Annotated in this window: 10 protein-coding genes; 8 read left to right on the forward strand and 2 right to left on the reverse strand. The window is 65.9% G+C overall.

The genetic code is table 11. The features are described 5' to 3' along the window. Positions 1–102 precede the first annotated feature (102 nt). The 8 genes from H7H34_RS01310 (at position 103) to rpsL (ending at position 10,417) form a co-directional block, all read left to right on the forward strand. A complete protein-coding gene (locus H7H34_RS01310) occupies positions 103–876 on the forward strand; it encodes an enoyl-CoA hydratase (RefSeq protein ID WP_120270509.1) in 774 nt (257 codons plus the stop codon). A gap of 195 nt (positions 877–1,071) precedes the next feature. Beyond that, positions 1,072–1,338 carry a 30S ribosomal protein S20 gene (gene rpsT / locus H7H34_RS01315; RefSeq protein ID WP_067223418.1) on the forward strand — a complete coding sequence of 89 codons (267 nt, stop codon included), beginning with the start codon at positions 1,072–1,074 and terminating at the stop codon, positions 1,336–1,338. Between the two features lie 1,164 nt (positions 1,339–2,502). Further along, the gene (gene dnaA / locus H7H34_RS01320) at positions 2,503–3,981 is read left to right on the forward strand and encodes a chromosomal replication initiator protein DnaA (RefSeq protein ID WP_185924000.1); all 1,479 of its coding nucleotides are present in this window, start codon (positions 2,503–2,505) and stop codon (positions 3,979–3,981) included. 178 nt (positions 3,982–4,159) lie between these two features. Continuing rightward, the gene (gene dnaN, locus H7H34_RS01325) at positions 4,160–5,278 is read left to right on the forward strand and encodes a DNA polymerase III subunit beta (protein WP_067223421.1); all 1,119 of its coding nucleotides are present in this window, start codon (positions 4,160–4,162) and stop codon (positions 5,276–5,278) included. A 100-nt stretch (positions 5,279–5,378) separates the two neighbouring features. Then, the gene (recF, locus tag H7H34_RS01330) at positions 5,379–6,518 is read left to right on the forward strand and encodes a DNA replication/repair protein RecF (RefSeq protein WP_185924001.1); all 1,140 of its coding nucleotides are present in this window, start codon (positions 5,379–5,381) and stop codon (positions 6,516–6,518) included. 62 nt (positions 6,519–6,580) lie between these two features. Beyond that, positions 6,581–7,198, forward strand: coding sequence for a LysE family translocator (locus H7H34_RS01335; RefSeq protein ID WP_120270507.1), 618 nt, complete (start codon positions 6,581–6,583; stop codon positions 7,196–7,198). A gap of 214 nt (positions 7,199–7,412) precedes the next feature. Beyond that, positions 7,413–9,866 (forward strand): DNA topoisomerase (ATP-hydrolyzing) subunit B, encoded by a 2,454-nt coding sequence (gene gyrB / locus H7H34_RS01340; protein WP_120270506.1) that lies wholly within the window; start codon positions 7,413–7,415, stop codon positions 9,864–9,866. Between the two features lie 179 nt (positions 9,867–10,045). Beyond that, positions 10,046–10,417, forward strand: coding sequence for a 30S ribosomal protein S12 (gene rpsL, locus H7H34_RS01345; RefSeq protein ID WP_067223430.1), 372 nt, complete (start codon positions 10,046–10,048; stop codon positions 10,415–10,417). A 108-nt stretch (positions 10,418–10,525) separates the two neighbouring features. Here the strand turns inward: rpsL and H7H34_RS01350 are convergent, their stop codons facing one another. Both H7H34_RS01350 and H7H34_RS01355 read right to left on the reverse strand, forming a co-directional pair. Next, positions 10,526–12,067 carry a cryptochrome/photolyase family protein gene (locus tag H7H34_RS01350; RefSeq protein ID WP_185924002.1) on the reverse strand — a complete coding sequence of 514 codons (1,542 nt, stop codon included), beginning with the start codon at positions 12,065–12,067 and terminating at the stop codon, positions 10,526–10,528. Between the two features lie 295 nt (positions 12,068–12,362). Then, positions 12,363–12,575, reverse strand: a complete 213-nt coding sequence (locus tag H7H34_RS01355) for a hypothetical protein (RefSeq protein WP_158194652.1) — start codon at positions 12,573–12,575, stop codon at positions 12,363–12,365. Positions 12,576–12,755 lie beyond the last annotated feature (180 nt).

Raw genomic sequence — 12,755 nt, forward strand, 5'->3', positions numbered from 1 at the left:
CGCGAGAAACTGCAAGGTTGCGGCGGCGGGGGCCTTCGGATACCCCTTGAGCCGCGAAGGCGGCGCTGGCTGACGACGCGCCGTCCCATTCCGGGAGGTCCCATGGGATACGAGAATATTCGGGTCGAGAAGCGCGGGCGGGTCGCCCTCGTCACCTTGAACCGTCCGAAGGCGCTGAACGCCCTCAACTCCGAGCTGATCGCCGAGCTCAACGCCGCGCTTGCGCTGTTCGAGAGCGACGACAAGATCGGCTGCGTCGTGCTTACCGGCTCGGAAAAGGCCTTCGCGGCCGGCGCCGACATCAAGGAGATGTCTTCACTCTCCTTCGTCGAGGCCTACAAGACCGACTTCATCACCTCCTGGGATCAGGTGTCGCGGTTCCGCAAGCCGATCGTCGCGGCGGTCGCGGGCTACGCGCTCGGCGGCGGCTGCGAGCTGGCGATGATGTGCGACTTCATCCTGGCGGCCGACAATGCCAAGTTCGGTCAGCCCGAGATCACGCTCGGCGTCATGCCCGGTGCCGGCGGTACCCAGCGCCTGACCCGCTTCGTCGGCAAGTCCAAGGCCATGGAAATGTGCCTGACCGGCCGGATGATGGACGCTGCCGAAGCCGAGCGCTCCGGCCTTGTCAGCCGGGTGGTGCCGCTCGACGAGCTGCTTGAGGAAGCGATGCGGGTCGCCGAGAAGATCGCCGACTTCTCGCTGCCCATCGCCATGATGACCAAGGAAAGCGTCAACCGTGCCTACGAGACGACCTTGGCCGAGGGCGTGCGGTTCGAGCGCCGGGTCTTCCACTCGATGTTCGCCACCGACGACCAGACGGAAGGCATGAATGCCTTCGTCGAAAAGCGCGCACCGCAGTTCAAGAACACGTAAAGAGCCCCCTGCCGGTCGCCAGCGCGGGAGTTTTGCGAGTTTTCGTGACTTTCGCGTTGACGACGGGCAGGTGGCCGCCTATAACGCGGTCGACCGGTGGCGGCCCGTTCCGCCGCCGCTTTCGTTTGACACAGGTGGCTTTGACGCCTTGGTTTGAACGAGTCGGATTGTTCACGTAACGCATCAGGACAGAACATGGCCAACACCCCTTCGGCCAAGAAGGCGGCGCGCAAGATCGAGCGTCGCACGGCCATCAACAAGGCCCGCCGCAGCCGGGTGCGCACTCAGCTGCGCAAGGTTGAGGAGGCGATCGCCTCCGGCGACAAGGCGGCAGCGACGGACGCCCTCAAGGCGGCCCAGCCCGAACTCATGCGGGCGGTCACCAAGGGTGTCTACCACCGCAACACGGCGTCGCGGAAGATCTCCCGCCTGAGCTCCCGCATCAAGGTGCTGGGCGCCTGAGCGTTGCGATCATCGCTAAAGACTTCGAACCCGGCCTTTTGGTCGGGTTTTTCTTTTGCCGGCGTCGCGTCGCGGAGCCGCTAACCGCCTAATCAAGACGAGCGATTCGGGTGCTTCCGAGTGCTTCCGACGTGGCATGAAAACTATTTGTTAATCAACAAGTTAGGATCATGTTGAGGAATGCGGCGATTGCCTCTCGCCGTTTCAGCTCTGTCAAGATTGAGGGTGAGAATTTTTTTTTAGTGCACAGCAAAATGGGCTCGCGCGGGGCTTTTGCGTCGGAAACGCATTGAGTCAAAACGCATTCCAAATGACACCTGCCGCCTCGCCCTCCGGGCATCGCCGACCCCCTGCGCACTGCGCTATCGAAATGGCCGGTGAGTCTGTTGCGGCCCCTGAGGGGGCTGTGTATGGTCTTGTTTATCGGGCGCTCGCCCGGGCAAAATCGCAAAACTAAGAAGACAGAGGCCTCCAGGAGAGCAATGTTATATTTGTGTGAAAAATATACATTGAGTGGTAGTCGCGCGTTCTCCTGGCGGCGGTCCAGTAGTTTACCGGACCTGCGGCTCGCGTATCTGAAGTCGTAGACCGGAAGGACTATCTCCCCTCGTAAGAACCGGATGTTTTTGACTTGCCGTGTCCTTCGGCAGGCCGGGATTTCTGTGTCTTGCGGGCTGCCGTTTGCGGAGACGGCAGGAGATCGGCGCCTGTCGCGGACAGCCAGTGTGGTCTGCCTGCGACGGTTGCGCCCAGGGAAGCCGAAGACTGGAAAGAGGGGCTTGACGATGACTGCACAATCTACTTTCTGTGCCGCTCCGGCGTGGCTGCCATCTGATGGCATCTCGCCCTGATCCATCCCTGCGAGCCGTCGAGCGCGCAAGCGCCGTACGGCCCTCTCGCATCTAGCGACCCGCCCGTATCCGGGGCCGATCAATCGCCCACGTGACCCGCAGGAGGTTGAGGCACGGAAAGCCCCAAGGGGCAGAAGAGATTTCAAGCCGGGCGGGCAGCGCTCACCCGGCGAGGGTTACCTGTCGCTCTTGCGACACCTGGCGGGCCGATGACGGCCTGCGACAAGACCGCGCCGAAACGGCGAAAAACACAACAAGTGCAACGGGTTCTGCGGCGGCGGAGCATCTCGTTGACCATTTGGAGGCGATCACGATGAACTTGCAGGAACTGCCGGCATCCGAGACCGCAGGAATTGATCACTGGACACGCGTCAAAAAGCGCCTGCGCGCCGAGCTCGGCGAGGATGTCTTCACCAGCTGGTTTGCCCGTGTCGATCTGGAGGACCACTCCGACGGCACCGTGCGGCTCTCCGTGCCGACCCGGTTTCTCAAGCAGTGGATCCAGTCCCACTACCGCGAGCGGCTGATGGGCCTTTGGAAGCACGAGTGCGACGACGTTCATCGCATCGAGCTGACCGTGCGCGGCGCCGTGCGTGCCCGCCCGGCGGTTGGCGGCGTGGCGCGCCCCGTGCCGGCGGCCCCGCGGGCGTCCCAGCAGATCAAGCTTGTCGAAAGCCCCGCCTCGGGCAGGGTCGAGACCGTCTCGTCCGGTGTGGCGCGGCCTGCGGCTGCGACCCCGCGCGAAGGCTCCGACGGTCTGGAGGGCGCTTCGCTCGACCCGAAATATACGTTCGATTCCTTCGTGGAGGGCGAGTCCAACGCGCTGGCCCTGGCCGCCGCCCGTCAGGTCGCGACCGCCGCGGCCGTGACCTTCAACCCGCTCTACATCCACGCGTCGGTGGGCCTGGGCAAGACGCACCTGATGCAGGCCGTCGCCTCGGCGGCGCAGGCCTCGGGCCGCCGCGTGCTCTATCTTACGGCCGAGCATTTCATGTACCGCTTCGTCGCGGCGCTGAAGGCCCAGTCCGCCCTTGCGTTCAAGGACACGCTGCGCACCATCGACCTGCTGTTGATCGACGACATGCAGTTCCTGCACGGCAAGCAGGTCCAGCAGGAATTCTGCCATACGCTCAACGCGCTGATCGACGGTGCCCGCCAGGTGGTGGTCGCTGCCGACCGTCCGCCCGCAGATCTCGAGACGCTCGATGATCGCATGCGTTCGCGTCTGGCCGGCGGCCTCGTGGTCTCGATCTCCGAGCCCGATTTCGGCCTGCGCCGCGCCATCCTGACCAACCGCATCGATTGCGTGCGCCGTTCGCATGCCACCTTTGCCGTGCCGGAGGCCGTGCTCGACTACGTCGCGCGCCATGTCGGCAATTCGGGCCGCGACCTGGAGGGCGCGCTCAACCGCCTGATCGCCCACAACCAGCTCACCAACCAGCCGGTGACGCAGGAAATGGCCGAGGCGACGCTGCGCGATCTGGTGCGCAATGCCGAGCCGCGCCGGGTGAAGATCGAGGACATCCAGCGCATCGTCTCCAAGCACTACAACGTGTCCAAGGCCGATCTGCTGTCGGCCCGCCGTACCCGCACCATCGTACGCCCGCGGCAGATCGCCATGTATCTCGCCAAGGTCCTGACCCCGCGCTCGCTGCCGGAGATCGGCCGCCGCTTCGGCAACCGCGACCACACAACCGTGCTGCACGCCGTCCGCAAGATCGAGGACCTCGCGCGATCCGACACCGCGCTCGCGCAGGAGCTCGACCTCCTGAAGCGGATGCTGGACGCCTGATCCTTCATCCGGCAGGCATCGCGGGTGGCATCCCCTTGTCGGGGAGGGCCGCCCGCTTGCGGTTTTCGCAAGGCATTTGCCAAGGATCGCCGGCACTTGCTTTTCGCAGCGCAAAAGGGCAGTGTCTTCGCCCATTTGACCGTCGCGGTTCCCACGATTTTCGACAATGGACGATGCAATGAAAGTGACCCTCGAGCGGACCGATCTTCTGAAGTCCCTGACCCATGTTCATCGTGTCGTCGAGCGCCGCAACACTATCCCGATCCTGTCGAACGTGCTGTTGCGCGCCGACGGCGGACAGCTGTTGCTGAAGGCGACCGATCTCGATCTGGAAATTTCGGAAAAGGTCGCGGCGCTGGTCGAACAGCCAGGCGCGACCACCGTGCCCGCGCACATGATCTACGACATCGTCCGCAAGCTGCCCGAGGGCGCGCAGGTGGCGCTGGAGACCTCGTCGGACAATGCGACGCTGGAGATCCGGGCCGGCCGCTCGCGCTTTGCCCTGCAGATGCTGCCCGAGACCGACTTCCCGGACATCACCGCCGGCGAGTTCACCCATCGCTTCACGCTGGCGTCTCGCGAGCTGCGCTCGCTGATCGATGCCACCCAGTTCGCGATCTCCACCGAGGAGACCCGCTACTATCTGAACGGCATCTACATGCATTCGGTGGCGACCGACGGCGGCGACCGGCTGCGCGCGGTGGCAACCGACGGTCACCGGCTGGCACGCGCCGAGATCCCGGCGCCGAACGGCTCCGTTGGCATGCCGGGCATCATCGTGCCGCGCAAGACGGTCGGCGAGATCCAGAAGCTGCTGGAAGCGCCGGACGCGGAAGCCGCCATCGAGATCTCCGAGACCAAGATCCGCATCACCACCGGCGATGTGATCCTGACCTCCAAGCTGATCGACGGCACCTTCCCGGACTACGGCCGGGTGATCCCGCAGAACAACGACAAGGAAATGCTGGTCGAGCGCGACGAGTTCAAGGCAGCCGTCGACCGCGTGTCCACCATCTCCTCCGAGCGCGGCCGTGCCGTGAAGCTGGCGATCTCCGAAGGGCGCATGATCCTGACGGTGGTCAACCCGGACAGCGGTTCGGCGACCGAGGAACTGGCCATCGACTACGACAGCGATCCGCTGGAGATCGGCTTCAACTCCCGCTACCTGCTGGAGATCACCGGCCAGCTGCGCGGCGACACCGCCTGCTTCCGCCTGGCCGATGCCGGCGCACCGACGCTGATCCAGGACAAGGGCGTGGAAGACGCGCTGTATGTCCTGATGCCGATGCGCGTCTAGCAGCAGCCGGGCTTTTGCCCGCGGCCGACATCTGGTGCCGCGTGCGCCTTGAACGGCCCTGCAGGCGAGCCGCAGGCAAGCGACCCGTAATGGAGGCCGGATGGGCGAGCCGGTCCAGGTTGCCCTCAGCAGCCTGACACTCACCGATTTCAGGAACTATCAGCAGGCGAGCGTCGCATTCGGCGCCCGCCTCGTGGCGCTGGTCGGCGACAACGGCTCGGGCAAGACCAACCTTTTGGAAGCGGTCTCGCTGCTGACGGCCGGACGGGGCCTGCGCCGGGCCCAGCTCGACGACATCCGCCGGCAGGGCGCGGCTGCCGGCTGGAGCGTTGCCGCCCGCGTCGAAGGAGCGGCCGGCGAGACCCGGATCGGCGTCGGCCATGCCCCGGGCGAAACCGGGCGACGGGTGCGCATCGACGGCGCGGATGCCCGCTCCTCGGAACAATTGCTCGATTACATGCGGGTGCTCTGGCTGCTGCCGGCGATGGACGGGCTGTTCACCGGCCCGGCCGGCGACCGCCGCCGCTTCCTCGACCGGCTCGTGCTGGCGATCGATCCCGGACACGGCCGCCGCGTCGCCGATCTGGAAAAGACCCTGCGGGCCCGCAACCGCCTGCTGGAAGAGGGCGGGTCTGCCGCATTTCTCGACGCGGTGGAGGCGCAGCTTGCCCCGCTTGCGGTTGCCGTCGGCTTCGCCCGGCGCGAGACCGTCGCGCTGCTGCAGGCGCGGATCCGCCAGCAGGGCGATCTCGGCCTTCCCTTCCCGCTGGCCGGGGTGGAGCTCGCCGGCGAGTTCGAGCGCGACTGCGAGGGCGTGCCCGCCTACGACATCGAGGACCGCTACCGCGAGCAGCTGGCCGCGACCCGCATGCGCGACCGCGCCGCCGGGCGCACCCTTTACGGCCCCCATCGCAGCGATCTTGCGGTCCGCCACCTTGCCAAGGACATGCCGGCGGCGCTTGCCTCCACCGGCGAGCAGAAGGCGCTGCTGATCGGTCTTGTGCTGGCCCATGCGGAGGTGACTTCGCAGACCGCCGGCATGACGCCGGTGCTGCTGCTGGACGAGGTTGCGGCCCATCTCGACCCCGGCCGGCGCAAGGCTCTGTTCTCTCGTCTGTCGGAACTGGGGCTGCAGGTGCTGATGACCGGCACCGACAGTCAGCTCTTCGTCGATCTTCCCGCAGGCAGCCAGATTCTCCAGGTCGCACAATCGACCATTTCACCCTATATGAAGGACTGAACGGCCGCTTGCGGCGCCGCTGTCAGGCTCGCTCTCCGGTCTCTTGCAGGATTACGCTTTCCATGGATGTTTCCGCGCTGCTCGTCTTCGCTGCGGCCCTGTTCGTCGCGGCCGTCATTCCCGGACCCGGCATCGCCGCCATTGTCGCACGGGTGCTCGCGCGCGGCCGCGAGGGGGCTTTTGCCTTCTGCTTCGGCATCGCGCTCGGCGACGTGATCTGGCTGGGCTTTGCCGTGGCGGGACTGGCCGTGCTGGCCAAGACATTCGGCACCGTATTCCTGATGCTCAAATATGCCGGTGCGCTCTACCTGGCTTATCTAGCCTGGAAGATGTGGACGGCGCCGGCCGATGGCGGCCTGGCAACGCTCGGCCCGGTGCGCAAGGAAAGCCCCTTCGCGCTGGCCATGGGTGGCCTCGCCGTCACCATGGGAAACCCCAAGGTGATGGTCTTCTATCTGGCGCTCCTGCCCAACATCATCGCGTTGGAGACGGTGACCGTGCTCGGGTATGCCGAGCTGTCGCTGATCACCTTTGCGGTGCTTGCCGTGGTTCTGGGCGGATACTGCGTGCTTGCCGAGCGGGCGCGGAAGATGCTCGCCAGCCCAAGGGCCGTGCGACTTCTCAACAGGGTCGCGGGCTCGGTCATGGCAGGGGCCGCGGTCGCGGTTGCGACGCGGTGATCGGCAGAGATCGGAATGCGCCGGTAACGCATTGACTTGAAACGGGAAAACCAAGGCGCATCCGGCCTGCCCCGAAACAGGGCGGCGCCTCCCGCGTCGGGACGGTGCGCAAGGGGCCGAAAGTGGCCGGAAAGCTTGGCGACAGCCGGTTGAACCCCTGTTGCAAGCCCGTATAACTGAACGACACACAAGATCCAGCGAGCGTTTGATTCGAATGAGCGACACTCCGACGGGCAGCGAAAGCGAACCGCAAGCCACCAACGGCGCAGACGATTACGGCGCCGACTCGATCAAGGTTCTCAAGGGCCTTGATGCGGTGCGCAAGCGCCCGGGCATGTATATCGGCGACACCGACGACGGCTCCGGCCTCCACCACATGGTGTACGAGGTGGTCGACAACGCCATCGACGAGGCCCTGGCCGGCCACGCCGACCGCGTTACCGTGACGTTGAACGCCGAAGGCTCGGTCACCGTGACCGACAACGGCCGCGGCATTCCCACTGACCTGCACTCCGAGGAGGGCGTGTCCGCTGCCGAGGTCATCATGACCCAGCTGCATGCCGGCGGTAAGTTCGACCAGAATTCCTACAAGGTGTCGGGCGGCCTGCACGGCGTCGGCGTTTCGGTGGTGAACGCCCTGTCGACCTGGCTCGACCTGCGCATCTGGCGTGCCGGCAACGAGCACCGCATGCGCTTCCGCAACGGCGAGGCCGAGGCCCCGCTGGCGGTCGTCGGCCCGGCGGAAGGGCGCAAGGGAACCGAGGTGACCTTCCTGCCCTCGCCGGAGACCTTCACTCGCATCGAGTTCGATTTCGGCACGCTCGAGCACCGTCTGCGCGAGCTCGCCTTCCTGAATTCCGGCGTGCGCATTCTGTTGACCGACCGCCGCGGCGTCGAGGAGAAGGCCGTCGAGCTGTTCTACGAGGGCGGCCTGGAGGCCTTCGTGCGCTATCTCGACCGGGCCAAGCACCCGCTCATCGAGGCGCCGATCGTCTTGCGGACCGAGAAGGACGGCATCACGGTCGAGGCGGCCATGTGGTGGAACGACAGCTACCACGAGCAGGTGCTGTGCTTCACCAACAACATCCCGCAGCGCGACGGCGGTACCCATCTCGCGGGCTTCCGCGGCGCGCTGACCCGGCAGATGACCGGCTATGCGGAGCAGTCGGGCATCCTCAAGAAGGAGAAGGTCTCGCTGACCGGCGACGATTGCCGCGAGGGGCTGACCTGCGTGCTTTCGGTCAAGGTACCGGATCCGAAATTCTCGTCCCAGACCAAGGACAAGTTGGTCTCGTCCGAGGTTCGTCCGGTGGTCGAGAACGCCATCAGCGCCGCGCTCGCCGAGTGGCTGGAAGAGAACCCGGCGCCGGCGCGCGTGCTCGTCTCCAAGATCGTCGAGGCCGCCTCGGCACGCGAGGCGGCGCGCAAGGCGCGCGAACTGACCCGGCGCAAGGGCGCGCTGGACGTTGCCTCGCTGCCCGGCAAGCTTGCCGACTGCCAGGAACGCGACCCGGCCAAGTCCGAGCTCTTCCTGGTGGAGGGCGATTCGGCCGGCGGCTCCGCGAAGCAGGGCCGCAGCCGCGAGAATCAGGCGATTCTTCCGCTGCGCGGTAAGATCCTCAACGTGGAGCGGGCGCGCTTCGACAAGATGCTGTCGTCGAACGAGATCGGCACGCTGATCACCGCGCTCGGCACGGGCATCGGCAAGGAAGAGTTCAACCTCGCCAAGCTGCGTTACCACAAGATCATCATCATGACGGACGCCGACGTCGACGGCGCCCACATCCGCACGCTGCTGCTGACCTTCTTCTTCCGGCAGATGCCGGATCTGATCGAGCAGGGGCACGTCTATATCGCCCAGCCGCCGCTCTACAAGGTGAAGCGGGGCAATTCCGAGCAGTACCTGAAGGATCAGGAAGCGCTCGAGAACTACCTGATCGACACGGGCCTGGAGGATTGCACGCTGACCCTTGCCAGCGGCGAGGTGCGCAGCGGACACGACCTGCGCGACGTGGTCGAGAAGGCACGGGCGGTCGCCGGGATTCTCGACGGCCTGCATTCGCGCTACGACCGCGACGTGGTCGAGCAGGCGGCCATCGCCGGCGCGCTGAACCCGGACGTGCACGACGATCCGGTGCGCGCGGCGGAAGCGGCCGCCTATATCGCCCGCCGGCTGGACATTCTGGCCGACGAGTTCGAGCGCGGCTGGGAAGGCAAGGTGCTCGACAACGGCGATCTGGTGTTCGAGCGCACGGTGCGCGGTGTTCGGGAGGCGGCGACCATCGACGCGGCGCTGCTCGGCTCGGCCGACGCCCGCAAGCTGGACGCCCGCACCCAGAACCTGCAGGAGGTCTACGTCAAGGCCGCGACGCTGGCCCGCAAGGGCAGCGAGACGGCCATTCGCGGCCCGCGCGCACTGCTCGACGCGGTCTTCGTCCAGGGGCGCAAGGGCATCGCGATGCAGCGCTACAAGGGTCTGGGCGAGATGAATGCCGAGCAGCTCTGGGAAACCACGCTCGATCCGAACGTGCGCTCCCTGCTGCAGGTGAAGGTGCGCGAGGCGGATGCCGCCGACGACATCTTCACCAAGCTGATGGGCGACGATGTCGACCCGCGGCGCGCCTTTATCCAGGAGAACGCCCTCGCGGTCGCCAACCTGGACGTCTGACGCTCTTCGGCCCGCCGGCCGGAATGCTCCAGGCTCGAAACCGGACGCCGGAATCGTGCCGCGGGCATTCCGACGCGGCGGAAAACGCCGGGAAGCGGGATTCTCCCTTTGACAAAGCGGGCCGCCCCCCCTATACGAAGCGGCCAAGACATTCCTCAAAAACAAGCTGCAAGCAACCTATGCCGACAATCAACCAGTTGGTTCGCCTGAACCGTAAGCCGACCGTCAAGAAGTCCAAGACCCCCGCGCTGGGCGGTAACCCGCAGAAGCGCGCGGTTTGCACCCGCGTCTACACCACGACGCCGCGCAAGCCGAACTCGGCTCTTCGTAAGGTCGCGCGTGTTCGCATGACCAATGGCAATGAAGTCACCGCCTACATCCCGGGCGAGGGTCACAACCTGCAGGAGCACTCCGTGGTGCTCGTGCGTGGCGGCGGCCCGAACGACCTTCCGGGTGTGCGCTACCGCGTGATCCGCGGCGTGCTCGACACCCAGGGCGTCAAGGACCGTAAGAAGCGCCGTTCGCTCTACGGCTCCAAGCGTCCGAAGTAAGCTTCCGGCCGGGTCGCACCCGGCAGGGAATTGTCTTGTCGAGGCCTTCCGGACACCCGTCCGGGAGGCCTTGATGTTTTTGGGCTTCAGGATTAGCGGGCACGCGACCTAGAGCGTGCCGGCCTCCAGCCGTTTCAGGCTGCGCGCGGCGGCGTTGAGATAGTCCTTGCGGGTCTCCGCCGACATGCGGTCCCAGGTCCGGTAGGGCTGGGCAAGGCGCGGATTGGCGCCGAGCTTCTCGCGGTTGCGGATCAGGAAGTCCCAATACAGTGCGTTGAACGGACAGGCGTTTTCGCCGGTGCGGTCCTTCACGTCGTACTGGCAGCCGCGGCAATGGTCCGACATCTTGTTGATGTAGTTGCCGCTCGCCGCATAGGGCTTGGAGGCGAGCAGCCCGCCATCGGCGAACTGGCTCATGCCGACCGTGTTCGGCAGCTCCACCCATTCGAACGCGTCCGCATAGACCGCGAGATACCACTCGTGCACCTGGTGCGGGTCGATGCCGGCGATCAGCGCGAAGTTGCCGGTCACCATCAGCCGCTGGATGTGATGCGCGTAGGCCTCGTCCCGGGTCTGGCCGACGACCTCGCGCAGGCAGGCCATCTTCGTCTCCGCGCTCCAGTAGAAGTCCGGCAGCGGCCGGCTCGCGCCGAAATGGTTGGCGTCCGCATAGTCCGGCATTTTCAGCCAGTAGATGCCGCGCACATATTCCCGCCAGCCGATGATCTGGCGGATGAACCCTTCGGCCGAGTTGAGCGGCACGGCACCGTCCAGAAACGCTTGCTCCGCCTCGCGGCAGACGTGCAAGGGGTCGAGCAGGCCGGCATTGATGTAGGGCGACAGGACCGAGTGGTAGAGATACTTCTCCCCGGTCAGCATGGCGTCCTGATAGTCGCCGAAACGCGGCAGGGCCTCCTTGATGAAGCGCTCCAGCGCCGCCTCGGCGTCCTCGGCGGTGACGGCGAAGCGGAACGGGGTGAGCGTGCCGAACCCGTCCGGAAAGCGCGCCTCGACCAGTTCCAGCACCGCCCGCGTCGTCGCGTCCGGCTCAAAGTCCAGCGGGCGCGGCATGAAGAGGTCGGTGTCCGCCGGCTTGCGGTTCTCGCTGTCGAAGTTCCAGCGGCCGCCGGCGGGCTCGTCGCCCTCCATCAGCAACCCGGTCTTGCGCCGCATCTCGCGGTAGAAATACTCCATCCGCAGCTGCTTGCGGCCGTCCGCCCAGGCGGCGAACTCCTTGGCGCTGCACAGGAAACGGCTGTCGGGCAGGATATCGACCGGCAGATTGTGCTCGCTCTCAAGCCCGCGCAAGATCTCCAGCACCCGCCATTCGCCGGGCTCGGTCACCCGGATCCGCGAGGGGCCGTGCCGCGCCACGGCGCGGCCGATCTCGCCCGCAAAGCTGCCGGTATTGTCCGGATCGTCGAGCTCGACATAGTCGACCTGCCAGCCAGCCCGGCGCAAGGCGGCGGCGTGATGGCGCATGGCGGCCAGGATGAAGGCGATCTTCTTGCGATGATGCGGGACGTAGGTCGTTTCCTCAGCGACCTCCATCATCAGCAGTCGTGCGGCGCTCTTGTCGACGTCCTGCAGCGCCGAGAGGCCGAAGGAGAGCTGGTCGCCGAGGATCGGGATGAGGACAGGTTGGGTCATGGCTCGCGGGAGCTGCGGGGAAAGAAGGGTCTCTTCCCGGTTACGCATCCCGGCCTTGCGCGGATCTTGCCCCTCTCGCATCGGGGGCGGGCGGGGACAGCCTGCCGTGTCCCCCATCCCGCCCACGGGGACAAACGAAAGACGCCCGGTCGGTGTCCCGCCGGGCGTCTTCATCAAACTGGCTTTGCAAATTTCGAGACGGATTTTGCAAAATCCCGTCTCAATTTTCGTGTTTTTTGCGACAGCTCGCGCAATCTCGCTCCGCGCGAAGCGGGGACAAGCGCCGGCGTCGGTATCAGGCGGCGATGCGGCGCTGCGCCTTGAAGGCGACCGGGGTGTTCTCGCGGTTGCGGCGACGCTCCTCGGGGGAGATATACACCAGCGCGTGATGCTCGCTGCAGTAGGAAATCCCCGCCTCGACGCGGTTGCGGCACGGGAAGGTGTAGTTGCCGCCGGTGCCTTCGGCCCACTTGCACTGGCCGGCGCGCGGCAAACGGAGTTCGGTCATCGTCCTGTCCTTCAGTCTGGTGACGCCTTTCACTCCGAAGCGCGATCCACGGGGCTTGCCGAGGCATCGGTGTCAGGAGCGCCTGCCAGCGGCCGCGCGTCAAAAAAGCCGGGCCAAGGCCCGGCATCGATCCGATGACTGTAATATAGGTGTCACATTGCCAAAGGCCAAACGCATCTC

This window comes from Stappia sp. 28M-7, assembly GCF_014252955.1.
Taxonomy (GTDB): Bacteria; Pseudomonadota; Alphaproteobacteria; order Rhizobiales; family Stappiaceae; genus Stappia.

Excerpts from the sequence above, each read along its gene's own strand:
- rpsT (WP_067223418.1), top strand. The coding sequence starts at position 1,072 with ATGGCCAACACCCCTTCGGCCAAGAAGGCGGCGCGCAAGATCGAGCGT.
- H7H34_RS01355 (WP_158194652.1), bottom strand. The coding sequence starts at position 12,575 with ATGACCGAACTCCGTTTGCCGCGCGCCGGCCAGTGCAAGTGGGCCGAA.
- recF (WP_185924001.1), top strand. The coding sequence starts at position 5,379 with ATGGGCGAGCCGGTCCAGGTTGCCCTCAGCAGCCTGACACTCACCGAT.
- rpsL (WP_067223430.1), top strand. The coding sequence starts at position 10,046 with ATGCCGACAATCAACCAGTTGGTTCGCCTGAACCGTAAGCCGACCGTC.
- H7H34_RS01310 (WP_120270509.1), top strand. The coding sequence starts at position 103 with ATGGGATACGAGAATATTCGGGTCGAGAAGCGCGGGCGGGTCGCCCTC.
- dnaN (WP_067223421.1), top strand. The coding sequence starts at position 4,160 with ATGAAAGTGACCCTCGAGCGGACCGATCTTCTGAAGTCCCTGACCCAT.
- gyrB (WP_120270506.1), top strand. The coding sequence starts at position 7,413 with ATGAGCGACACTCCGACGGGCAGCGAAAGCGAACCGCAAGCCACCAAC.
- H7H34_RS01335 (WP_120270507.1), top strand. The coding sequence starts at position 6,581 with ATGGATGTTTCCGCGCTGCTCGTCTTCGCTGCGGCCCTGTTCGTCGCG.
- H7H34_RS01350 (WP_185924002.1), bottom strand. The coding sequence starts at position 12,067 with ATGACCCAACCTGTCCTCATCCCGATCCTCGGCGACCAGCTCTCCTTC.
- dnaA (WP_185924000.1), top strand. The coding sequence starts at position 2,503 with ATGAACTTGCAGGAACTGCCGGCATCCGAGACCGCAGGAATTGATCAC.